The 21,245-nt window shown below is 60.3% G+C and carries 21 protein-coding genes; 8 read left to right on the top strand and 13 right to left on the bottom strand.

Going from position 1 to position 21,245, the window contains the following annotated elements; all coding sequences use genetic code 11:
• Nucleotides 1-80 precede the first annotated feature (80 nt).
• Complete coding sequence (gene elbB, locus AC3WP4_RS13060; protein WP_074871861.1) at nucleotides 81-749, top strand: isoprenoid biosynthesis glyoxalase ElbB; 669 nt, start codon at nucleotides 81-83, stop codon at nucleotides 747-749.
• Between the two features lie 107 nt (nucleotides 750-856).
• Here elbB and AC3WP4_RS13065 read toward each other — a convergent pair whose 3' ends face one another.
• Nucleotides 857-1,312 carry a YaiI/YqxD family protein gene (locus tag AC3WP4_RS13065; RefSeq protein WP_074871863.1) on the bottom strand — a complete coding sequence of 152 codons (456 nt, stop codon included), beginning with the start codon at nucleotides 1,310-1,312 and terminating at the stop codon, nucleotides 857-859.
• Between the two features lie 110 nt (nucleotides 1,313-1,422).
• Nucleotides 1,423-3,321: an FTR1 family protein gene (locus AC3WP4_RS13070; RefSeq protein ID WP_102616170.1), complete on the bottom strand. Its 1,899-nt coding sequence runs from the start codon at nucleotides 3,319-3,321 to the stop codon at nucleotides 1,423-1,425.
• 317 nt (nucleotides 3,322-3,638) lie between these two features.
• On the opposite strand from AC3WP4_RS13070, the gene AC3WP4_RS13075 reads away from it, so the two are divergent.
• The 4 genes from AC3WP4_RS13075 to AC3WP4_RS13090 are packed head-to-tail and all read left to right on the top strand — an operon-like array spanning nucleotide 3,639 to nucleotide 6,794.
• Nucleotides 3,639-5,033, top strand: coding sequence for a COG3014 family protein (locus AC3WP4_RS13075; protein WP_074871867.1), 1,395 nt, complete (start codon nucleotides 3,639-3,641; stop codon nucleotides 5,031-5,033).
• Nucleotides 5,034-5,048: 15 nt separating this feature from the next.
• Entirely contained in the window at nucleotides 5,049-5,420 is a 372-nt protein-coding gene (locus AC3WP4_RS13080; protein ID WP_076029337.1) for a YcfL family putative periplasmic lipoprotein, read from the top strand.
• Nucleotides 5,421-5,459: 39 nt separating this feature from the next.
• Nucleotides 5,460-6,047, top strand: a complete 588-nt coding sequence (gene lpoB, locus AC3WP4_RS13085; protein ID WP_076029336.1) for a penicillin-binding protein activator LpoB — start codon at nucleotides 5,460-5,462, stop codon at nucleotides 6,045-6,047.
• Between the two features lie 3 nt (nucleotides 6,048-6,050).
• The gene (locus AC3WP4_RS13090; protein WP_102616171.1) at nucleotides 6,051-6,794 is read left to right on the top strand and encodes a penicillin-binding protein activator LpoB; all 744 of its coding nucleotides are present in this window, start codon (nucleotides 6,051-6,053) and stop codon (nucleotides 6,792-6,794) included.
• Between the two features lie 214 nt (nucleotides 6,795-7,008).
• Here AC3WP4_RS13090 and AC3WP4_RS13095 read toward each other — a convergent pair whose 3' ends face one another.
• The 3 genes from AC3WP4_RS13095 to AC3WP4_RS13105 all read right to left on the bottom strand — a co-directional run bounded on the left by AC3WP4_RS13095 (nucleotide 7,009) and on the right by AC3WP4_RS13105 (nucleotide 10,366).
• Nucleotides 7,009-7,641: a LysE family transporter gene (locus AC3WP4_RS13095; protein ID WP_102616172.1), complete on the bottom strand. Its 633-nt coding sequence runs from the start codon at nucleotides 7,639-7,641 to the stop codon at nucleotides 7,009-7,011.
• Nucleotides 7,642-7,874: 233 nt separating this feature from the next.
• On the bottom strand, nucleotides 7,875-8,456 hold the full coding sequence (locus AC3WP4_RS13100; protein WP_007899338.1) for a mechanosensitive ion channel family protein: 582 nt from the start codon (nucleotides 8,454-8,456) through the stop codon (nucleotides 7,875-7,877).
• On the bottom strand, nucleotides 8,456-10,366 hold the full coding sequence (locus AC3WP4_RS13105) for an ATP-binding cassette domain-containing protein (RefSeq protein ID WP_074871876.1): 1,911 nt from the start codon (nucleotides 10,364-10,366) through the stop codon (nucleotides 8,456-8,458). The genes AC3WP4_RS13100 and AC3WP4_RS13105 overlap by 1 nt, the downstream gene beginning before the upstream one ends.
• Before the next feature lie 50 nt (nucleotides 10,367-10,416).
• Between AC3WP4_RS13105 and AC3WP4_RS13110 the strand changes: the two genes are divergently transcribed.
• Complete coding sequence (locus AC3WP4_RS13110; RefSeq protein ID WP_102616173.1) at nucleotides 10,417-10,881, top strand: TIGR02444 family protein; 465 nt, start codon at nucleotides 10,417-10,419, stop codon at nucleotides 10,879-10,881.
• Here the strand turns inward: AC3WP4_RS13110 and AC3WP4_RS13115 are convergent.
• Nucleotides 10,878-11,987: an AlgP family protein gene (locus AC3WP4_RS13115; RefSeq protein ID WP_074871880.1), complete on the bottom strand. Its 1,110-nt coding sequence runs from the start codon at nucleotides 11,985-11,987 to the stop codon at nucleotides 10,878-10,880. The genes AC3WP4_RS13110 and AC3WP4_RS13115 overlap by 4 nt on opposite strands.
• 192 nt (nucleotides 11,988-12,179) lie before the next feature.
• Here AC3WP4_RS13115 and AC3WP4_RS13120 point away from each other — a divergent pair, with 192 nt between their 5' ends.
• Complete coding sequence (locus AC3WP4_RS13120) at nucleotides 12,180-12,845, top strand: FKBP-type peptidyl-prolyl cis-trans isomerase (RefSeq protein ID WP_074871882.1); 666 nt, start codon at nucleotides 12,180-12,182, stop codon at nucleotides 12,843-12,845.
• Nucleotides 12,846-12,908: 63 nt separating this feature from the next.
• Here the strand turns inward: AC3WP4_RS13120 and AC3WP4_RS13125 are convergent, their stop codons facing one another.
• The 7 genes from AC3WP4_RS13125 to AC3WP4_RS13155 all read right to left on the bottom strand — a co-directional run bounded on the left by AC3WP4_RS13125 (nucleotide 12,909) and on the right by AC3WP4_RS13155 (nucleotide 19,323).
• Entirely contained in the window at nucleotides 12,909-13,367 is a 459-nt protein-coding gene (locus AC3WP4_RS13125) for an Rsd/AlgQ family anti-sigma factor (RefSeq protein ID WP_033053386.1), read from the bottom strand.
• Between the two features lie 178 nt (nucleotides 13,368-13,545).
• Nucleotides 13,546-14,097, bottom strand: a complete 552-nt coding sequence (locus AC3WP4_RS13130; protein WP_074871884.1) for a disulfide bond formation protein B — start codon at nucleotides 14,095-14,097, stop codon at nucleotides 13,546-13,548.
• 229 nt (nucleotides 14,098-14,326) lie between these two features.
• Nucleotides 14,327-15,565 carry a heme biosynthesis protein HemY gene (locus tag AC3WP4_RS13135; RefSeq protein WP_074871886.1) on the bottom strand — a complete coding sequence of 413 codons (1,239 nt, stop codon included), beginning with the start codon at nucleotides 15,563-15,565 and terminating at the stop codon, nucleotides 14,327-14,329.
• Nucleotides 15,562-16,716 carry a uroporphyrinogen-III C-methyltransferase gene (locus AC3WP4_RS13140; protein ID WP_102616174.1) on the bottom strand — a complete coding sequence of 385 codons (1,155 nt, stop codon included), beginning with the start codon at nucleotides 16,714-16,716 and terminating at the stop codon, nucleotides 15,562-15,564. The genes AC3WP4_RS13135 and AC3WP4_RS13140 overlap by 4 nt, the downstream gene beginning before the upstream one ends.
• Nucleotides 16,717-16,732: 16 nt before the next feature.
• Complete coding sequence (locus tag AC3WP4_RS13145) at nucleotides 16,733-17,500, bottom strand: uroporphyrinogen-III synthase (RefSeq protein WP_102616175.1); 768 nt, start codon at nucleotides 17,498-17,500, stop codon at nucleotides 16,733-16,735.
• Nucleotides 17,497-18,438 carry a hydroxymethylbilane synthase gene (hemC, locus tag AC3WP4_RS13150; protein WP_074871890.1) on the bottom strand — a complete coding sequence of 314 codons (942 nt, stop codon included), beginning with the start codon at nucleotides 18,436-18,438 and terminating at the stop codon, nucleotides 17,497-17,499. The genes AC3WP4_RS13145 and hemC overlap by 4 nt, the downstream gene beginning before the upstream one ends.
• Before the next feature lie 138 nt (nucleotides 18,439-18,576).
• Complete coding sequence (locus AC3WP4_RS13155) at nucleotides 18,577-19,323, bottom strand: LytR/AlgR family response regulator transcription factor (protein WP_046045093.1); 747 nt, start codon at nucleotides 19,321-19,323, stop codon at nucleotides 18,577-18,579.
• Between the two features lie 460 nt (nucleotides 19,324-19,783).
• On the opposite strand from AC3WP4_RS13155, the gene argH reads away from it, so the two are divergent.
• Nucleotides 19,784-21,178 (top strand): argininosuccinate lyase, encoded by a 1,395-nt coding sequence (gene argH, locus AC3WP4_RS13160; RefSeq protein ID WP_033060676.1) that lies wholly within the window; start codon nucleotides 19,784-19,786, stop codon nucleotides 21,176-21,178.
• Nucleotides 21,179-21,245 lie beyond the last annotated feature (67 nt).

Consider the following 21,245-nt stretch of genomic DNA (forward strand, 5'->3'; position numbering starts at 1 on the left):
AGGTGTAGCCGCGAATTAACCCTATGGCAACGAGTGACAAATTAGTGGACATTTAACGCCATGAATCTGGAGAAAAGCCCATGAGCAAAAAAATTGCAGTGATCCTGTCCGGCTGTGGCGTATACGACGGCGCCGAGATCCACGAAAGTGTGATCACCCTGCTGCGTCTGGACCAGCGGGGGGCTCAGGTGCAGTGTTTCGCGCCGAACATCGCGCAGTTGCACGTGATCAATCACCTGACCGGCGAAGAAATGCCCGAGTCGCGCAATGTGCTGGTGGAATCGGCGCGGATCGCCCGGGGCAACATCAAGGATATCCGCGAAGCCAGCGTCGAAGACTTCGATGCGCTGATCGTTCCCGGCGGATTTGGATCGGCCAAGAACCTGTCGAACTTTGCCGTCGAAGGCGCCGGATGCAGCGTTCAGCCTGACGTCCTGGCGTTGACCGAAGCGTTCGCCGAGGCCGGCAAGCCGGTCGGGCTGATCTGCATCTCGCCGGCGCTCGCGGCGAAAATCTATGGACCGGGCGTGACCTGCACCATCGGCAATGACGCCGATACCGCCGCCGCCATGAACAAGATGGGCGCCACCCACGCCGACTGCGCGGTAACCGACATCGTTGAAGACAAGGCACGCAAACTGGTCAGCACCCCGGCGTACATGCTGGCGCAGAGCATCAGCGAAGCGGCGTCGGGCATCAACAAACTGGTCGACCGCGTGCTCGAACTGACCCACGAAAACGACGCCTGACCTGATCGTTCCCACGCTCTGCGTGGAAATGCAGCCCGGGACGCTCCGCGTCCCAAAGCGGACGCAGAGCGTCCAGTTAGGCATTCCCACGCAGAGCGTGGGAACGATCAGTGTGAACGGGTAAGCCGCGTGAGGATCCGGTCCAGCGCATTGGCAAACGCCTGCTTCTCGCGCTCGCCAAAGGGTGCTGGCCCGCCGCTCATTTGCCCTTGTTCACGTAGATCGGTAAACAGGTTCCGCACCGCCAACCGGTCGCCCATGTTCTGCGTATCGAACTCTTTGCCCCGTGGATCCAGCGCCGCAACGCCCTTTTTCACCAGACGGTCGGCCAGCGGCACATCGCTGCAGATCACCAATTCGCCAGGGACCGCGTGCTCCACCAGATAGTCGTCGGCCGCATCCGGGCCGCTGGGCACTACGATCAACTTCACCAGCGCCAAGCCCGGCTTGATCTGCGGCTGTCCGGCCACCAGCACCACTTCGAACTGGCGCTTGAGGGCGAACTTCACCACCAGATCCTTGGCCGCCCGGGGGCAGGCGTCGGCATCGATCCACACGCGCATTGTGTTTTCCTCTTCCAAAAAAAATCGCGAGCAGGCTCGCTCCCACAGGTTATACGCAATTCCTGTGGGAGCGAGCCTGCTCGCGATTGTGAGCGAAGCGAATGCTGTTGTTAAGAAACCTGCACCCGCCGCTTCTCAGCCATCCGGCTACGGCTATACAGCACGATGATCGCGATAATCGCCACCGCCTGCGCACTCAGCGAATACGCGTCAGCGTGGATCCCCAGCCAGTCGAAGTCAAAGAACGGCACCGGCCGGGTGCCGAAAATCCCGGCTTCCTGCAATGCCTTCACGCCATGCCCGGCAAACACCACCGACAACGCGCACAACAGACCGGCGTTGATGCTGAAGAACAACGACAGCGGCAGTTTCGCCGAACCGCGCAGGATCACCCAGGCCAGCCCCACCAACATGACCAACGCCGTCGCACCACCCGCCAGTACCGCGTTATGGCCCGCCGGACCTGCCTGCAACCAAAGGGTCTCGTAGAACAGAATCACTTCAAACAGTTCGCGATACACCGAGAAGAACGCCAGCGTTGCAAACCCGAAACGACCACCGCCGCCCACCAGGCTGCTCTTGATGTAATCCTGCCAGGCCGCCGCGTGACGACGGTCGTGCATCCACACGCCAAGCCAAAGCACCATGACAGCGGCGAACAACGCCGTGGCACCTTCCAGCAGTTCGCGTTGCGAGCCGCTGACATCGATCACATACGCCGCCAGCGCCCAGGTCGCCAGACCTGCCAGCAACGCCAAGCCCCAACCGACGTTGACGCTGCGCACCGCCGATTGCTGGCCGGTGTTGCGCAGGAACGCGAGGATCGCCGCCAGCACCAGAATCGCTTCCAGGCCTTCGCGCAACAGAATCAACAAACCGGAAATGTAGCTCAGGGACCAGCTCAAGCCATCGCTGCCCAACAGGCCGGCAGCTTCCTTCAATTTGGCCTTGGCTGCGTCCAGACGCTGCTGGACCTGAGCCACCGGCAAACCGTCCTGCAACGACTGACGGTACGCCATCAGGGATTTTTCGGTGTCTTTGCGCACGTTGGCGTCGACGTTGTCCAGCGAGCTTTCGACCAATTCGAAGCCTTCCAAATACGCCGCTACCGATAAGTCATAAGCCTGATCGTGATCGCCCGCGCGGTAGGCGGCGATGCTCTTGTCCAGGGTGGCCGCCGTGTAATCGAGCAACTGCCCCGGACCACGCTTGACCAGCGGCGGTTGCGCTCGCTGGGCACGGAAGGTGGCAGCCGCCCGAGGACCTTCAGCAGCCTGCACTTCGGCTGGCGTCTGACGGGCGAGGTCGGCGATGTTGTAGGTTTTCTCGGATTTTGCCGCGGCCGGGTCGGCACTGAAGCTCGCGATGTAGGTCGCCAGATCCCAACGTTGACGATCATCCAGTTGATCGGCGAAGGCCGGCATGTCGGTGCCTTCGACGCCCATTCCCAAGGTGTTGTAGATCGCGTAGAGGCTCAGTCGGTCCAGTCGCACAGCATCGCGCAGATTGGCTGGCGGCGGCGTCATGCCGACACCCGCCGGGCCGTCACCGGCACCCGCATCGCCATGGCACACCGAACATTGCTGGGCATACAGCGGCGCGCCGCGAGTCGGGTCCGGGGTGATGACCGGAGCCTGGCTGACTTCATAGGTCACCGCCAGTCTGGCCCCCAGCTGACGTGCCTGACGGGCAACATCCGCGCCATCCTTGCGAGCAGCAATGGCAGCGCCAAGGCTGTCGACGCCCTGCTCCAGCTCTGCGCGTTCGGGTTTGGCCGGCAAATCGGCGATCAAACCTTGCAGTACTTTCAAAAATTCCTGCTGTTCGCGGTATTCAGACTCATCGATGACGTTGCCCGCCTCCACCGTCGCCGGGTAATCGGCGCCGATGTAATCGAGCAGATGCAGGGCCTTGGGCGCACCTTCCGCGGTTTCGGCCAGCGCATTGAAGCTGCAGAACACGATCATTGGCAGCACGAGCCACGCCAGAAAACGAGAGGAGGCAATCATGAATAACTCTCAAATGGAAATACGAAGTAACACATTGTTCACTCTCAATGAGTTTCACTCAAGCTTTGTTGGAGTTTCCTGAGACAGCCATAGGGCGTGCGGCCTGAAATAACTAATGGCACATTTCGGAAATATGAAATTAAAAAGCCATTACATAGCCAGCATCCTTGCTTATAATGCCGCGCCGTCGTTATTGCTAAACGGCATTTAAGCTCCTCTTTTTATGAGGAATTGGCAGGATGCCAACCTTCCCGCCAATAGGTCCCATCAGCCCGGCCAGCATTTGCGGCTGCTTACATTCAGGGAAGAAGTACCCCATGGCATCCCGCGCCCTTACCTCGATCGCGCTCAGCGCTGTCACCTTGCTTGGCGGCTGCTCGGCCTTTCGTAACTACGATTCGGAACTTGCACAAACCAACCAGCAACTGGCTTCCGGCAATGTCGATGCCGCCTTGACCCTGCTGGAAAAGAACAACACCAGCAAAGACAAAGACCTGCTCTATTACTTCGAGAAAGGTGAACTGCTGCGCGCCAAGGGCGACTTGTCCGGCAGCCAGAACGCCTGGTCCAGCGCCGATCAGGTGGTGGGCAAGTGGGAAGATTCGGTCAAGCTTGATACCGGCAAATACCTGGCCCAGTTCGGCAGTTTCGTGGTGAACGACAAGGTCCGTCGCTACGAAGGCTACGACTACGAAAAAGTCATGCTGACCACGCAGATGGCCCTCAACCTGCTGGCAGTCAACGACTTCGACGGCGCGCGCATGTCGATCAAAAAGACCCACGAACGCGAAGCCGTGATCGCCGATCTGCGCGACAAGGAATACCTCAAGAGCGAAGAGGAAGCCGAGAAAGAAGGCGTCAAGACCCAGTACAAGGACTTGCAGGGTTACCCGGTCGCCAGCCTCGACGCACCGGAAGTGGTCAGCCTGAAAAACAGCTACCAGAGTGCGTTCAGCCATTACCTGGCCGGCTTCGTCTACGAAGCCCTGGGTGAAAAAGACCTGGCTGCGCCGGGCTACCGCAAAGCCGCCGAACTGCGTCCGAACACCCCGCTGCTCGAACAGGCGCTGGTCAATCTCGACAAGCCAGGCGGCAAGAACGATGACAGTGACATCCTGATCGTCGTGCAAAGCGGCCTGGCGCCGTCGCGCGATTCGATCCGCATCCCGTTGCCCTTGCCGATCAGCAACCAATTGGTGATCACGCCCCTGTCGTTCCCGATCATCAAGGCGGACACCTCCACCGCCACGCTCAGCCAGATCGGTGTGGATGGACAGCAACTGAACCTGACGCAACTCAACAGCACCACTGCCATGTCCCGCCGCGCCCTGCGTGACGACATGCCGGGCATCATCCTGCGCACCACCGTGCGTGCCGTGACCAAAGGCGTGGCGCAGAAGCAGATCAACGAAACCAACCCGCTGGCGGGCCTGGCGGTGGGTATTTCTTCAGCCGTGCTCGAAGGTGCCGATACCCGTACGTGGCGCACCCTGCCGGACTACACGCAAGTGGTGCGTCTGCGCCTGAAGAAAGGTGAGCACCAAGTCACCCTGCCGAACGCCGTGGGCGGTTCGGTGGTCAAGGTCACCGTCGATCAGCGCTACCAGGTCATCAGCCTGCGCGCCGTGGGCAATCAGGTGTTCGCCAGCGGCCTGGCCGCGCAGGTGATCCCGAAAGCCAACCCGACCGCCGTGGCCAGCCTCAAACCTTAAGAACGGAGTCTTTGCATGCGTTTCAAATTCATCGCTGTTGTCGCCCTGGCCTTGCTGGCCGGGTGCGCCACCCCGCCACCGCCGGAACCTGGCAGCGCCGCCAGCAAGGTCGTGGCCATGGGCAAGCTCAAGAACATCGTGGTCGGTGCCATGCGCGTCGCCCGGGAAAACGGCTTCATGACGGTCAATGCGCAGCTGAGCAACACCAGCTTCAACAACAAGACTTTCTACTACCGTTTTGCCTGGCTCGGCCCTGAAGGCTTCCCCGTCGCCGAAGAAGAAACCTGGAAAAGCCAGATGATGTACGGCGAGCAGACCAGCTTCATCCAAGCGATCGCGCCAACCGCCAAGGCCGTGGATTTCCGTCTCGAAATCAAAACGCCTTAAGCCCGACACCCTATTCGTTCAGTTCCAGAGAGCATTCCCATGTTTGCACGTTTTTCGTTCATCGCCGTCTTCGCCCTCCTGGCCAGCGGCTGCGCCAACACTTCGCCGACCCTGGGCAGTAAAAGCATCAGCTACGGCGACACCAAGGCTGTGGAAACCGTGACCAACGAGTTCGGTTCCACCGACCTGCAGATGATCGCCGAGTCCATGACCCGTTCCCTGGCCCAGTCCGGCATCATGCAGGGTCGTCCGGTGGTTCAGGTCTACGACGTGAAGAACAAGACCAGCGAGTACATCGACACCCGTGAAATCACCACCAGCATCAAGACCCAGCTAATGAAAACCGGTGTCGCGCGCTTCGCCAGCGATAACAACGCAATGCAGAGCCAGGTTGACCAGCTCAAACTGCAAAACCAGAGCGGCCTGTACAAGAAGAGCACGGTAGCCAAGACCGGCAACATGATCGCCGCCAAATACCGTATCGAAGGTTCGATCAGCTCGATCGTCAAGCGCAGCAGTGACTACAAGGACGTCTTCTACAAATTCAGCCTGCAATTGATTGACGTTGAAAGCGGTCTGGCCGAGTGGATGGACGAGAAAGAGATCCGCAAGACCACGGAGCGTTAATCAATGCGCGCATGGATTGGCATGATGGCCCTGGCTTGCGCGTTCAGCGTGCAAGCGGCCCCGAAAGTCGCAGTGACGGACCTCGCGTATCAGGAGCGAGTGGAGCAGTACATCCACATCGTTTCGGCACAGAGCAACCACAGCCAGAGTTACTACGGCGCCAGCGGCTCTTCGAGCTACAACGAAATCGAAGCCACCAGCAGCTACATCGAACAGGGTGAATTGCGCAAATTCACCGGCGACATCAAGGGCGAGATTCTTCGTACCGGCATGTTCCAGCTGGTCCAGGGCACGCCTTACACTTCGGCGTCCAAGGGTGACGTCTATGACGTGATCAAGCGAATCAAGGCCGGCAACTTCAAAGGCGCCGACTACGTGTTGTTCGGCACCGTGTCGGACATCGACTTCAACAAGGACATCAACGAGCTCGCCAACACCGACAGCTATTCGGCGGTGCTGGCGTTGACCCTGGTGGCGGATTTCAGCCTGATCAACACCAAGACCTTCGAAATCACCTCGGCCTTCACGGCGATGGGCGAAGGTCAGGACACCAAATTGATGAACCATCGGGACATCCGTGTCTCGCTGAACCGTCCGCGGGTGGTGCGTGACGTGTCCAAGTCCTTGGGAGAAGACGTGGCAGGGCAACTGAGCCAACAGCTCGGCGGCGGTGGTTACGAGCAGCCGGAGCAAGCGCCGCGGCGTAACAACCTGCCAGCGGACATAGCGCCGGTCATTCTGCGCTGACCCTCCGGAAAACGAAAAAGGCGACCCAAAGGGTCGCCTTTTTTATGCTTGCTCTTATGCCCATCAAATAAATCTGAACCGTACTGAGTCCTAATGTGGCGAGGGAGCTTGCTCCCGCTCGAGTGCGTAGCGCTCGCAATATTTGGGGGCCGCTTCGCAACCCAGCGCGAGCAAGCTCGCTCGCCACAATAGGTCGCGTTTGTACCCGAGAGTTTTACACCGCCGCTTTGCGAAGCGTCGCCATGAACGCCGCCGCGCCTATGAATAGCCCGGCAAACGTGCGGTTCATGCGTCTCTGCTGCTTGGGCGTGCGCAACATCCGCAGCACCTTCGCTGCCAGCCCGGTGTAACCGGCCATGACGATCAGGTCGACGCAGATCATGGTGATACCGAGGATCAGGTACTGCGCCACCAGCGGTGCATGTGGATCGATGAATTGCGGCAGCACCGCGAGCATGAACACCAACGCCTTGGGATTGCTGACGTTCACCAGGAAACCGCGGAACACCAGCGCCATCGGCTTGCCGATTTGCCGGACTGCCGCATCGTCGCTCATGTCATTGGGCAGCGCGCGCCATTGCTTGACCGCCAGGTAAACCAGATAAGCCACGCCAAACCATTTGATTGCGTAGAAAGCAGTGGCCGAAGCCGCGAGGATCGCACCGACACCGGCGGCGACAATCGCAATCTGCAACGCCAGACCCAGTTGCAGGCCCAGGGCGTTCCAGTAACCGCGCCAGAATCCGTATCGCAGACCGCTGGACATCGACGCAATGGCGCCGGCACCGGGAGACAGACTGATCACCCAGCAGGCGGCAAAAAATGCCAGCCATGTTTGAAGCACCATCGCACACCTCGATTCAGACTCGTGACAGACGTCTAAGCTAATGCGGCTTTGGGCTGATGACTACCGATTTTTTGCAGGACAGGGTGGACTGCCGACCAGCGTTTATGGCTGTAAGGCCTCATCGCGAGCAGGCTCGCTCCCACATTGGTTTTTCGGCGCTCACAAATCCCATGTGGGAGCGAGCCTGCTCGCGATGACGATTTATCAGACAACCTCTATGCAAGAGGTAACGACTATTTTTCGAACCCATTGGACGGAAACACATCCGTACCGCGCCAGCGTCGAACCGAGCGCTGAAAGAACAGGCTGTTGGGCACTTGCACCATGGCGCTGCCGGTACCGAGTTCTTCGGCTTCGATCAGCGTGGTATAGAGCAGATTGATCGCCACCACCCGGCCTTTGACGCCAGGCTTGTCGGTGGTGTCCACCAATTCGACCACATCACCGATCCGAAACGGGCCGACGGTGAAGATCAGGATCGCGCACAGCAGATTGGAGAGCACGCTCCACATGGCGAAGAACGCCACGGCCGCTACCGCGACAAACCCGGACAACGCGGTCCAGAGCACCGTCGCCGAGACGCCGAGGCGTTCCAGCACGAAGATCAGCGCGCTGCCCATGATCAGCCAGCGCAAACCACCGCGTAGCGGCATGAAAAATTGCGGCGGAAACGGATAGCGTTCGCCCAGGCGTGTCAGGCATTTAGCGACAACCCGCTGGGCGATATAACCGGCCAGCAGGATCAGCAGAATTTGCACGACCAGCCAGAGCGGCTCGCCCCACCCAGCCGGCAGCGGCAACTTGAAGGCTTCCATCAGGACAGAGCCTCCAGCTCCGCCTGCATGCTTTCAAGCAACTCCAGCGCTTCCATCCAGGCTTCTTCCAGTTCGGCTTCACGGACCTTCAGCTTGGCCTGTTCGGCCAGCAGATCACGCAAATCGTTTTTGCGCGCCGGCTCGTAAATGTCGCTATCGCCGAGGCTGGCATCGATTTTCGCCAGTTTCTCGTGCAGCTTGCCCAGCTCGGCTTCGAGCTTGTCAGCCTCGCGCTTGTGCGGTGCCAGTTGCTGACGCAACGCGGCCGCCGCCTGGCGCTGGGCCTTCTTGTCGGTCTTGTCCGGATTGACCGGCGTGTTACTGACCGGGGCGTTGCGCTGACGGTAGTCCACCAGCCAACGGGTGTAGTCTTCCAGGTCGCCGTCGAATTCCTCGACCTTGCCGTCCGCCACCAGATAGAAATTGTCAGTGGTGCTTTTGAGCAAATGGCGATCGTGGGAGACCACCAGTACCGCGCCACTGAATTCCTGCAGGGCCATGGTCAGCGCCAGGCGCATTTCCAGGTCCAGGTGGTTGGTCGGTTCGTCGAGCAGCAACAGGTTCGGCCGGCCCCAGGCGATCAACGCCAGCGCCAGACGGGCCTTTTCGCCACCGGAGAAGTTCAGCACCGGCTCATCGATCCGCGCACCGCGGAAATCGAAACCACCGAGGAAGTCGCGCAGCGTCTGCTCGCGCTCGGTCGGCGCCAGGCGCTGCATGTGCAGCAACGGGCTGGCCTTGGAGTCGAGGGAGTCCAGCTGATGCTGGGCGAAGTAGCCAACGACGGTGTTCTCGCCACGGGTCAGTCGGCCGGACAACGGCTCGAGTTCACCGGCAAGGTTTTTGATCAGAGTCGACTTACCGGCACCGTTCGGGCCAAGCAAACCGATCCGCGCACCGGGGATCAATTGCAATTTGACCTTCTCCAGCACGGCGCGCTCGCCGTAACCCAGTCGGGCGTCGGAGAGGTCAATCAACGGGCTGGAGATTTTCACCGATTCGCGGAAAACAAAATCGAATGGCGAATCGACGTGGGCGGCGGACAGCTCTTCCATCCGCTCCAGCGCCTTGATCCGGCTCTGGGCCTGACGGGCCTTGGTGGCCTGGGCCTTGAAACGGGCGATGTAGCTTTCCATGTGCGCCCGTTGCGCCTGCTGCTTCTCGTAGGCCTGCTGTTGCTGGGCCAGACGTTCGGCGCGAGCGCGTTCGAAGGCGCTGTAACCACCGCGATACAAGGTGATCTTGCGCTGATCGACGTGGGCCACGTGATCGACCACGGCATCGAGGAAATCCCGGTCGTGGGAAATCAACATCAAGGTGCCGGGATAGCTTTTGAGCCATTCTTCGAGCCAGATGATGGCGTCGAGGTCCAAGTGGTTGGTCGGTTCGTCGAGCAGCAGAAGGTCCGAGGGGCACATCAAAGCCTGCGCCAGGTTCAGACGCATCCGCCAACCGCCAGAGAAATCTCCTACCTGGCGATCCATCTGTTCATTGGTGAACCCAAGGCCGGCCAGCAACTTGCGGGCCCGGGCATCGGCGGTGTAACCGTCGGCGCTGTCGAGTTCCGAGTGCAGGCGGGCCTGAGCGGTACCGTCATGGGCCGCTTCGGCTGCCGCGAGGTCGCGTTGCACCTCACGCAGGCGCAGGTCGCCATCGAGCACATAGTCGACCGCCACCCGATCGAGAGTGTCGATCTCCTGGCGCATGTGGGCGATGCGCCAGTCCGCCGGCAAGAAGCAATCACCCGAGTCCGGGTGCAGGTCACCCAGAAGCAGGGCGAACAGGCTCGATTTGCCGGCGCCGTTGGCACCGATGAGGCCGGCTTTGTGGCCGGCGTGCAGGGTCAGCTCGGCGTCTTCTAGCAGACGTTGCGGGCCACGCTGTAAAGTCAGGTTCTGAAGTCGAATCATAATGGCGGCGGAGTCTACCAGCTTCGCTCGCAACTGGCGCGAGTAGCACTATGTCCTCTGACCTGTGGAGCTTTTCCCTTAGTACTTACGCCCGTCCCGGCGTTGAACCCGCGTGCCTGCAATTGCAGTCGGCGGGTATCAATGTGTGCTTGCTGCTGTGCGGGCTGTGGCTGGGAGAACGTGGCGTCACCTGTAACGAGCACCGATTGCAGCAATTGCGTAGCGTGGCCGAGCCGTGGGACGCAGACGTGGTGCAACCGCTGCGAGCCTTGCGGGTGAATTGGAGAGTCGTTGCCACTGACGATAGCGAACTGAATGCGTTACGCGAACAAGTGAAGGCACTCGAGCTGCAAGCCGAGCGACATCTGTTGGTGCGACTGGAACGATTGGCGTTGAGTTGGCCGCAGGATGAGGCGACCGATCTATCGGCCTGGCTGGAAAGTGTGGCGGCGGGTGCCGCCCACCTGGACCGCGACGCGCTGCATCAGCTGCGCGTCGCGGTAACCGGCACTTAGGAAGCGCTGGTTGGGGTGGTTGCTGCGATCGATGCGGCGGCCGGCGTTGGCGCTGGCGGCGTTGTCGAAGTGGCCGCTGCTAAAGCAGACGTTGCCGCCGGAACCGGATTGGCTGGCTTGGCAACTGGCGCGGCGGCCGGCTTGGCGGCAACCGGTTTTTTCACCGCTGGTTTTGCAGCCGGTTTGGCAGCGGCAGGTTTGGCTGCTGGTTTCGCTGCGGCAGGTTTTGCAGCAGTGGCTGGCTTGGCTGCAGCAGGTTTTGCAGCAGCAGTTTTGGCAGCCGGTTTGGCTGCAGCTTTTGCAGCTGGTTTTGCAGCTGGCTTGGCCGCAGTTTTAGTCGCGACTGATTTCGCGGCAGGCTTGGCAGCAGGTTTCGCAGCGGCAGTTTTTGCAGCCGGTTTGGCAGCTGTTTTCGTCGCTGCAGTTTTCGCCACCGCGGATTTAGCAGCAGCGGTTCTTGCAGCCGGTTTAGCGGCAGCTGTTTTGGCAGCGGCTGGCTTGGCGGCAGGTTTGGCAGCGGCTGTTTTAGCCGCCGGTTTCGCAGCGCTGGCAGCGACTGGTTTTTTCGCCGCAGGTTTTGCTGCTGGTTTTGCTGCGGCTTTCACCGGTGCTTTGGCGGCCGGTTTGGCAGCAGGCTTGGCCGGTGCTTTTGCAGCAGCCGGTTTGGCAGCGGCTTTCTTGGCAGGAGCCGAAGCAGGCTTGGCCGAACGCAGGGACAACGCCTTGCCGACAGCCTCTTGTACACGACCGACGCCCTGGGCCAGTTTCAGGCTTTCTTGAGCATCGCGCTTGAGTTGCAGAATGTAGCTGCGAGTTTCGGATTGACGATCCTTGAGGGCATCGAGCAAGTCCTCAAGCTCCTTCACCGCGCCTTTGGCCTTGGCTTGTGCCTTGGCCTTGCCGGCCGCCGCAGCGTCCTGCAATTTGGTACGGGATTTGTGCAGTTTTTCTTGCGCTTTTCCGCGTTGCTTTTCCAGTTTGGCGAGCAGTTTTTCAGCATCAGCCAAGGCTTGGGAACAAGCGTTTTCCAGATGCTCGAGCAAGCTGCTCGAGAGTTGTTGGAGTAAGTGCAACGGGGTATTTACAGGCTTCTTGGTGGCCGACATGGTTTACCTCCTGGCTGACGTGGGTGCGGCTCATACTAGACCTCTGCTGCTACCGCCGCTAGGGCATGTTGACAGTATCCAAAGCGCTGCGTTGCAACGGATTGAAATTCTTCTGCGCTTGCGCAAAACCAGTTCACCGTCGGGCGCATTCACACTGGCATAATCCCCCGCATCTCAGGTCGGAGAGTGCCCATGTCGCGCTACCTTTTTTTATCTCTGTGCGTGTTTTTTTCAGTGGCCCAGGCCGCCGAAAAAACCCAGGAAAATGACACTCATGATCTCTCTTACAGCTTGGGTGCAAGTCTCGGCGAACGCCTGCGCCAGGAGGTTCCTGATCTGCAACTGCAGGCGCTGATCCAAGGCTTGCAACAAGCCTATCAAGGCAAACCCCTGGCACTGAAAGATGAACAGATCGAGCAGATTCTTGCCGAGCACGAAGCCCAGGTCGCCTTGCAACCGAGCATGCCGCAAAGCGAAATCGCCCTCGAGAAAGAGCAGGCTTTTCTCGCCGAGGAAAAAACCAGACCGGGCGTTCGTGAGTTGGCCGATGGGATATTGCTAACGGAGTTGGCGCCAGGCACTGGGGCCAAAGCCGGCCCCAACGGCAAAGTCCAGGTGCTGTATATCGGCCGACTTCCCGACGGCACGGTGTTCGATCAGAACAGTCAGCCGCAGTGGTTCAGTCTCGATAGCGTGATCAGCGGATGGCGCAGCGCGTTGCAGCAAATGCCGGTCGGTGCGAAATGGCGCTTGGTGATTCCATCGGCCGAGGCATATGGCGCCGAGGGTGCCGGCGATCTGATTGCTCCGTTCACACCACTGGTATTCGAAGTCGAACTGCGCGGTGCCACAGGCTGAATACCGGAAACGAAAAACGGCGCGCATGGCGCACCGTTTTTGCAGGTCTTGCAGGAAGGAGGTTCAGGCCTGAACCGGGTCTTCTTCTTTGTGAGCGGTGTGCAACACTTCGATCAGGCAGTCTTCCAGTTCGAAGCGCTCGTGCAACAGGCCACCCAGCTCTTTGAATTTCTCTGCCACGCATTGACCTGCATCACACAGGTCATTGAACGCCAGCAGCTTCTCGGTGATGACATCGATGCGAGGGTAGATGGTCTCGGCCAACTCAAGCCCGCGAGTGTCACCAAACGCCTTGGCTTCACCGGTCAGCTGTTCGTAGATCTCGAAGTGCCCGGCAGACACGTAATCGACCAGCACGCCGCAGAATTCCTGCAACGGCTTACGATTCTCACCCAGCGCCTCAGGCTTGGCGCCGAGAGCATCATAGGCCCGAACCAGTTCGTGACGCTCCTGCAACCAGCGATCGATCAGCAGATGCACTCCACCCCAACGTTCCTGAGCATTCTGACAACTTTCGAGCATGGTGATCTCTCTTCCCTTGTGGGTCATGCTGCCCTACACCCGTCGCACACTTGAAAATCAAGTATCGGCCAGGCAGAGCGTCATTCGAGCAACATAATTCCAATGACACGTGCGGGCCAGATTATGCCCGCGCGACAATGGCTTCAAGGTACGCAGGAGATAAAGTTCATACAAGTGTTTAATCACCCGCCAGCGCCCGATGCGACGAACCGCCGCTGAGCGGTCGCTGACACGCTTTCCAGGCAAGACGCAGCAACTGATAAATACCTAAAATCGTCATCGCCATGAAGAGCAGCAGACTCCATTCGGGAATGCTCAGGTCGAACAGTGTCCAGGATATCTCCGCGCACTCGGCCACCCCTTTGAACATCTGTGTCACCTGGCAAAACCAGGGCATATCCTCGTACGGAACCGCCAGATCAGGCGGACACGTCAACAGCTGATGCGTGGGATCGCTCTGCAGCAAAACCTGGCGCCATGCCGTGATCGTACCCGCCAGACTGCAAAACAGTCCGAGTACCCAATACAGGAAAGACCCAAAGCGGCCGGGCCCATGCACCGAAGCCACGAGGCAGACACCCGTGAGCAACGCGAGGCAAAAGCGCTGCAACAGGCACAACCCGCAAGGCTTGAGGCCGACCGCATATTCCAGGTAATAGGACACGCCCAGAGCCAGGGCACCTGCAATGAAAGCCATGAAAAACAAGGAGCGTGAGCAGGCCAAAGACATGGCATTTCCGTAACAGTAGAGACAGGCGGTTACGGTAGAGGAAAGCGCCGCAGGCTTTCAAGGCGGGCCAGCGGGGACACTTCAACAGAAGTGTAGGGAATTCCCGACAGGAACGAGAGGATCAGATGTAGTCCTTTGTAGGACTTTGCCGTTTACGGACTACAAAGGGAAAATCCCGACAATTTGCAGGCGGCTGGGTCGCTCCTTGGAGCGACCCGTCATCCGCTCTTCAAGCGTGAACAGGAACCGGCAACGGTGCCGCCAGCAGGCGCTCGTCCAGCAAACCCAGGCCTTCCTGGAACAACTGATTGCTGCGTTCAGTGTCACCCAGCTGCGCCAGCAGCCGCGCCAGTTCCGCACAGGCTTCCGGGTTGCGCTGCACGCGCAGGCTGCTTTCCAGATAATCCCGGGCCTTGCCCCAAAGGCTGCTTTGCAGACACAAGCGCCCCAGGGTCAGCAGCAGGCTCGGGTCGGCCGGATGATCCTTGAGCCAGCCTTCGGCGGTGTGCAGTTGACGGGCCGGATCGCTGCCGCGAACGAGTCCGTAGAGGCGCGCCAGATGACTGTCGTAGTTGCGCTTGAGCGCTGTTCGCAGGATCTCTTCGGCCTCGACCTGAGCCCCCAGTTGCCGAAGTTGCTCGGCATAAGCGAGCACCAGTTGCGGCTCCTGACGCTGAGCTGAGGTCAGTTGCTGCCAGGCGCGATTGAGCGATTGCAAGCCGACCGTCCCGTCTGCTTCCTGATGCGCCGCCAAGGACAGGTTCTCCCCCCAGGCCCGGCGCTCCAGTTCGGCTAGCTCGGACGCTGGCAGGACCTTGTCCTTGCGTAGCTCCGGCAACAGGCGAATCACGGCTGACCAGTCGCCGCGCTGTTGGTGCAAGCGCTGCAACTGGCGCAAGGTCTGGACGTTATGAGGATGACGCTCGTGCATGGCTTGCAAGGTCACCAGGGCGCCATCGGTATCGCCGCGGTCGGTCTGGAGTTGCGCGTGACTCAGGGCAATGGCCAACTCTGCCTGGGGCTGTCGCTCCAGAGCGCGCTCGAGCAGATTGTCGCTTTCCTCGTATTGCCCTTGTTCGTTCGCGGCCCGGGCAGCGCCGAGGTAATAAAGCAGCGGCTGGCGCTCGGCTTCCGCAGCCCGATGCAGATGACGCTGCGCACTGGCCCAGCGACCTTCGGCCAGATCCAGCTGACCGTGTTCAATCGCCACCTGCACCCGGCGACTGCGATTGCGCCGCGACCAGGGATTGACCACGCCGCTGGAGGTCATCACCAGTTCGATCAACGCCTTGATGCCCCAGAACACCAGCCAGAGCACAGCGACCAACGCCAGGGTTGCCCACAGGCTCGATTCGTAACGGAAGCTTTTGTAGGCGATCAGCACGTAACCGGAATGCTCGGCGATCGCCAGCCCCAGCGCGGCAGCAGCGGCGATCACCAGGAACACGATTACATAGAGGCGTTTCATGGCGTCGCCTCCTGAACGGTGTCCGCGGCAGGTTTGGTCATCGGCTTGATCGAGTCCTCGGCGTTGACGTTACGCCGTTCCAAATAGCCTTGAACCGCACTCAGCGTGCCGGTTAGGTCTGGCGTGACGACGGTGACCGGTTGCTTGCTCAACTCGCTAACCTGCTCAAGCATCACTTTGCTCTGAGGGTTGTCCGGGTTGAAGTTACCTTTAAGTACGTCCCGCGCTTCGGCCAGCGCCTGGGTATAAACCGCGGCCTGGCCGTTGAGCGCGGCCCATTGCGCCTGCTCCAGCGCCAGGCTCAGGGCCAGGCGCACCTGGCTCAGGCTCTGCCCGGCCAGCAATGGACGCACATTCTTGTCGGCGTTGAAGTCGATGCGGATGTAGCGCGAGACCTGATCCCACCATTGCGCCCAACGACTGGCGCCGTCGCCATCAGCAGTGAGACCCAACAGGGATTCACCACGGTCCTTGTACTCGGGTGCCAGCTCGGTAAGGCTGATCACCTGATCGCGCAACGCCCCCAATCGCAGGAACAGACCGGTGCGATCCGGCTGCTGGGTGCTACGCAATGCCACCAGTGTCTTGGCTACTTGCTCGCGAGCGGCAAACGAACCCGGGTCGTTCTGTTCGCGCAAAATTTCATCGGCGCCCTGGACCAAAGCCTGGGCACTGCTGATGTCCTGCAACGCGGAAAGACGCAGGCTGGCCAGACGCAGCAGATGCTCGGCCTCGGCCAGGCGCCAATCCTTGCGGCTGGCGCCCAGAACCGTTTCCAGACGTTGGTTCAAGCGTTGCTGATCACCTTGAAGCTGAGTGACCAAACGACTGCGCGCGTCGAGCTCGTCGGCGGCCGGCATTTGTTCCAGGCGAGCCGTCAGGCGTTGTTCATTGAGCTTCAGCTCCTGCGCCTGATCGTTCAATGCCTGGACCTGGCTCAACTGCAGTTGAGTGTTGGCTTGCAGGTGACGCACCTGCCAGACTCCCCAACCGCCCACGGCAACACCGGCAGCGCCCAGCAGCAGCGCGACGATTGCCAGCCCATTGCCTCGGCGCTGCTCTGCAGCAGGTGGCCCGGTTTCAACCGGTGCTTCAACCGGTGCATCGAGCACTGGCTTGACGTCATCTTTAGGCAAGGCTGTTTCGCTCACGTATCCATCCTTTGCATTAGAGAACGGGTCCGGGATGCTCCCGTAACGCCGTCAGCAATGCCGCGGCACTGGCGCCACGACAATCCACAACTGTTTGGGCCCCGGCGGAACGTGCCAGCTCGGCGACCCTGGGGCTTGGAACAAACAACGGCAACCGCGCCAACTGCGGCCAGGCATCGCCGGCCAATTGATGCAGGTGCTCAAAACCCTGTCCACTGCTGACCACCAGCCCGTTCAAGCGTTCCGCTTCGATCCGCTCAGGCAGCGCTGCCGGCGGGTACAGCGGCAGGTCGCGGCGGTACAACTCCAGATACTCGACACTAGCACCAAGCTCGCGCAAACGCTCAGCCAGCAACTCGCGCCCGCCCTCCCCGCGCATGATCAGCACACGCGGATCGGGCCGCGCAATGGCCTCGCGCAACTGCGGAAGTTCAAGCAAGGCTTCGCTGTCATCGCCCCCCACCGGAAAGCTGATGTCCAACCCGCGATCCTCGAGGATCTGCGCGGTGGCTGCGCCTACGCTAAACCACTTCAAACGAGGGGGTTGCGGCCGATACCTGTCGAGCAGATCCACGGCAATTCTGGCAGCCGGCTTGCTGACGACAATCACTGCGCAATAGCGATCCAGCCCCTGAATCATCTCGCGCATTGTGTCAGAGGCAGGAATCGGCTCGATCTCCAAAAGCGGCAAACTGCTGCTGAAAATCCCCTTTTCGGCCAAAAAACCGCTCAGCGCCGCCGACTCATCCGCGGGACGCGTCAGCAGCAGGCGCCAACCCGTCACTCGTGACCTGCCTCGCCGTAGACTGCTTTCAGGATGTCGTTGGCGCCTTGACTCAGCAGGTCTTCAGCCACTTGCACACCCAGGGCTTCGGCATCGCTACGTGGCGCACGAGCCTCGGCGCTAAGCAGCAGGCCGCCGTTCGGATCTCCGACAAGACCGCGCAACCAGATTTGTTCGCCTTCAAGCACGGCATAGCAGGCGATCGGCACTTGGCAGCCGCCATTCAAATGTTTGTTGAGAGCACGTTCGGCGGTCACGCGGGTGGCGGTGTCCTGATGGTGCAGCGGTGCCAACAGCGCGTGAATTTCGCTGTCGATGCTGCGGCATTCGATACCCACCGCACCTTGGCCACCGGCCGGCAGACTGTCGTCGACGCTGATGGCCGAGGTGATGCGATCTTCAAAGCCCAGACGAAGCAGGCCGGCAGCAGCGAGGATAATCGCGTCGTATTCGCCGGCATCGAGCTTGGCCAGGCGCGTGTTGACGTTGCCGCGCAGGAAACGAATCTCCAGGTCTGGGCGACGGGTCAGCAACTGGGCCTGACGGCGCAGGCTGGAGGTGCCGACGATGCTGCCTGGCGGCAATTCGTCCAGGCTGGTGTAGGTGTTGGAGACGAATGCATCGCGCGGGTCTTCGCGCTCGCAGATGCAAAACAGACCGAGGCCTTCAGGGAAGTCCATCGGCACGTCTTTCATGGAGTGCACCGCGATGTCGGCTTCGTTTTCCAGCAGCGCGGTTTCCAGTTCTTTGACGAACAGGCCCTTGCCGCCGATTTTCGACAGTGGCGAGTCGAGCAACTTGTCACCGCGACTGACCATGGGCACCAACGTCACGAGCAGACCCGGATGGGCCTCTTCCAGACGGGCTTTGACGTATTCGGCCTGCCACAGGGCGAGTGCACTTTTACGGGTGGCGATGCGGATTTCGCGAGAGGACATGGATCAATCCGTACTGAATAGATACGGCGGATAATAACAGCTCAGCCAAATCCACTTTGACTTGTATCAGAAAACCGCGTGGCCTCCCTGGCCTCAGGCATCCAGCAATCGGGATGAAACCCGCCCGTAAATGGCGGATTAAAGCTGTTGCATCATTTTGCGCACGCCCGCCACATGCCGCCGGCTGACGATCAGGGCGTCGCCGTTCAAGCCTTTGAGGAACAGCTGAAAATGCCCCAGCGGCGTGCGTTGCAGGCGTTCGATGCGTTCGCGGGCGACCAGCGCGTTGCGGTGGATTCGCACGAAGCGGTCGCCAAATTCATCTTCAAGGGCCTTGAGCGGCTCATCCAGCAGCACTTCGCCGCCTTCGTGGCGCAAGGTCACGTATTTGTGATCCGCAATGAAATAGACCACCTGACCCAACGGGATCAGCTCGATGCCTTTACGGGTACGGGCGCTGATGTGGCTGCGCGGGCCGCTGCCACTTTCGGCGGCGGGACGGGTCAGGGCCGCGAGCTGGACGCGATTGGGCCGCTCGGCTTTTTTCAACGCTTCATGTAATTGTTCTGTACGCACAGGTTTCACCAGATAGCCTACGGCGCTGGCCTGTAAGGCTTCCACGGCAAATTCATCGGGGCCTGTGCAAAACACCACGGCGGGCGGGGTTTCGCGTTCGCACAATCGTGCAGCCACTTGCAAGCCATCGAGGCCCGGCATGCCGATATCGAGCAGCACGATATCGGGTTTGTGGCTGTCGATCAGAGCCAACGCTTCATCGCCGTTCGTGGCGCTAGGCTCCAGGACACTGTATCCCTCGAGTTCGCCAACCATTCGGCTCAGGCGCTCGCGGGCAAGGGGTTCGTCATCAACGATCAGGACATTCATATTGCGCTGGATTCCTGCGTGAGTCTCGCACAAGGATAGCGTAGACAGGTGAAGTGACGTCCGTCACCGCGATCCACGCTAAGACTAGCGCGAGGGCCAAAAAGTGCCGCCCGACCGACGGCTAAATTTTCATCTGTCGTGCGTTTGGCGGTCCTGGCCCGCATTGGCGAGGCTTCACCGTAGGGTTTGTTGATACACAATATGAACACCCCCCTCTTCTTATGGTCAGCTGCAGCGTCTGGAAGTGCGCTGATCCTACTGTCCAACTGTAGACGGTTGCCGGCACGATATTGCTCAATTGAAAAATATCGTTGCGCAAATCCCCTCGGCGTTGATTCGAGTATGGACCGCCACCTGAGAAAAAAACGTATCGACCAGTGTCACCGACAGGATTGGCAACCCTGTTATTATCCGCGACAGCTTTCTACGCCATCTTTCTTCAGCCGACACGAGCGAATTCATGAGCACTGACAAGACCAATCAGTCCTGGGGCGGCCGCTTCAGTGAACCCGTCGACGCCTTCGTCGCCCGCTTCACCGCCTCCGTCACTTTCGACCAGCGCCTGTATCGCCACGACATCATGGGCTCGATCGCTCACGCCACGATGCTGGCCAAGGTCGGCGTGCTGACCGATGCCGAGCGCGACAGCATCACTGATGGCCTGAAGACCATCCAGGGTGAAATCGAGGCCGGCCAGTTCGACTGGCGCATCGACCTCGAAGACGTGCACATGAACATCGAAGCGCGCCTGACCGACCGCATCGGCGTCACCGGTAAAAAGCTGCACACCGGTCGCAGCCGTAACGACCAGGTCGCCACCGACATCCGCCTGTGGCTGCGGGACGAGATCGACCTGATCCTGAGCGAAATCACCCGCCTGCAAAAAGGCTTGCTGGAACAGGCCGAGCGTGAAGCCGGCAGCATCATGCCGGGCTTCACTCACCTGCAAACCGCGCAGCCGGTAACTTTCGGGCACCACATGCTGGCCTGGTTCGAAATGCTCAGCCGCGACTACGAGCGTCTGGTCGACTGCCGCAAACGTACCAATCGCATGCCGCTGGGCAGCGCCGCACTGGCGGGCACCACCTACCCGATCGACCGCGAATACACCGCTCAACTGCTGGGCTTCGATGCCGTGGGCGGCAACTCGCTGGACAACGTGTCCGATCGTGACTTCGCCATCGAGTTCTGCTCGGCCGCGAGCATCGCGATGATGCACTTGTCGCGTTTCTCCGAAGAGTTGGTGCTGTGGACCAGCGCGCAGTTCCAGTTCATCGATCTGCCGGACCGTTTCTGCACCGGCAGCTCGATCATGCCGCAAAAGAAAAACCCGGACGTCCCGGAGCTGGTGCGTGGCAAGACCGGTCGCGTATTCGGCGCCCTGATGGGCCTGCTGACCCTGATGAAAGGCCAGCCACTGGCCTACAACAAGGACAACCAGGAAGATAAAGAGCCGCTGTTCGACGCCGCCGACACGTTGCGCGACTCGCTGCGGGCCTTTGCCGACATGATTCCGGCGATCAAACCCAAGCACGCGATGATGCGTGAAGCAGCCCTGCGCGGCTTCTCCACCGCCACCGATCTGGCCGACTACCTGGTTCGCCGCGGCCTGCCGTTCCGTGACTGCCACGAAATCGTTGGCCATGCCGTGAAGTACGGCGTGGAAAGCGGTAAAGACCTGGCGGAAATGAGCCTGGAAGAGCTGCGCAAGTTCAGCGACCAGATCGATCAGGACGTGTTCGCCGTGCTGACCCTGGAAGGCTCAGTGAATGCCCGTGACCACATCGGCGGAACTGCGCCGGCACAGGTGAAAAAGGCCGTGGCTCGCGGCCAGGCGTTACTCGCCAGCCGCTAAACCGCTAAAAGCTTCGCGAGCAGGCTCGCTCCCACATTTGGAATGCGTTCCCCTGTGGGAGCGAGCC

The sequence above is a fragment of the Pseudomonas sp. FW305-20 genome, from assembly GCF_058788075.1.

Excerpts from the sequence above, each read along its gene's own strand:
- elbB (WP_074871861.1), top strand. The coding sequence starts at position 81 with ATGAGCAAAAAAATTGCAGTGATCCTGTCCGGCTGTGGCGTATACGAC.
- AC3WP4_RS13065 (WP_074871863.1), bottom strand. The coding sequence starts at position 1,312 with ATGCGCGTGTGGATCGATGCCGACGCCTGCCCCCGGGCGGCCAAGGAT.
- AC3WP4_RS13070 (WP_102616170.1), bottom strand. The coding sequence starts at position 3,321 with ATGATTGCCTCCTCTCGTTTTCTGGCGTGGCTCGTGCTGCCAATGATC.
- AC3WP4_RS13075 (WP_074871867.1), top strand. The coding sequence starts at position 3,639 with ATGGCATCCCGCGCCCTTACCTCGATCGCGCTCAGCGCTGTCACCTTG.
- AC3WP4_RS13080 (WP_076029337.1), top strand. The coding sequence starts at position 5,049 with ATGCGTTTCAAATTCATCGCTGTTGTCGCCCTGGCCTTGCTGGCCGGG.
- lpoB (WP_076029336.1), top strand. The coding sequence starts at position 5,460 with ATGTTTGCACGTTTTTCGTTCATCGCCGTCTTCGCCCTCCTGGCCAGC.
- AC3WP4_RS13090 (WP_102616171.1), top strand. The coding sequence starts at position 6,051 with ATGCGCGCATGGATTGGCATGATGGCCCTGGCTTGCGCGTTCAGCGTG.
- AC3WP4_RS13095 (WP_102616172.1), bottom strand. The coding sequence starts at position 7,641 with ATGGTGCTTCAAACATGGCTGGCATTTTTTGCCGCCTGCTGGGTGATC.
- AC3WP4_RS13100 (WP_007899338.1), bottom strand. The coding sequence starts at position 8,456 with ATGGAAGCCTTCAAGTTGCCGCTGCCGGCTGGGTGGGGCGAGCCGCTC.
- AC3WP4_RS13105 (WP_074871876.1), bottom strand. The coding sequence starts at position 10,366 with ATGATTCGACTTCAGAACCTGACTTTACAGCGTGGCCCGCAACGTCTG.
- AC3WP4_RS13110 (WP_102616173.1), top strand. The coding sequence starts at position 10,417 with ATGTCCTCTGACCTGTGGAGCTTTTCCCTTAGTACTTACGCCCGTCCC.
- AC3WP4_RS13115 (WP_074871880.1), bottom strand. The coding sequence starts at position 11,987 with ATGTCGGCCACCAAGAAGCCTGTAAATACCCCGTTGCACTTACTCCAA.
- AC3WP4_RS13120 (WP_074871882.1), top strand. The coding sequence starts at position 12,180 with ATGTCGCGCTACCTTTTTTTATCTCTGTGCGTGTTTTTTTCAGTGGCC.
- AC3WP4_RS13125 (WP_033053386.1), bottom strand. The coding sequence starts at position 13,367 with ATGCTCGAAAGTTGTCAGAATGCTCAGGAACGTTGGGGTGGAGTGCAT.
- AC3WP4_RS13130 (WP_074871884.1), bottom strand. The coding sequence starts at position 14,097 with ATGTCTTTGGCCTGCTCACGCTCCTTGTTTTTCATGGCTTTCATTGCA.
- AC3WP4_RS13135 (WP_074871886.1), bottom strand. The coding sequence starts at position 15,565 with ATGAAACGCCTCTATGTAATCGTGTTCCTGGTGATCGCCGCTGCTGCC.
- hemC (WP_074871890.1), bottom strand. The coding sequence starts at position 18,438 with ATGTCCTCTCGCGAAATCCGCATCGCCACCCGTAAAAGTGCACTCGCC.
- AC3WP4_RS13155 (WP_046045093.1), bottom strand. The coding sequence starts at position 19,323 with ATGAATGTCCTGATCGTTGATGACGAACCCCTTGCCCGCGAGCGCCTG.
- argH (WP_033060676.1), top strand. The coding sequence starts at position 19,784 with ATGAGCACTGACAAGACCAATCAGTCCTGGGGCGGCCGCTTCAGTGAA.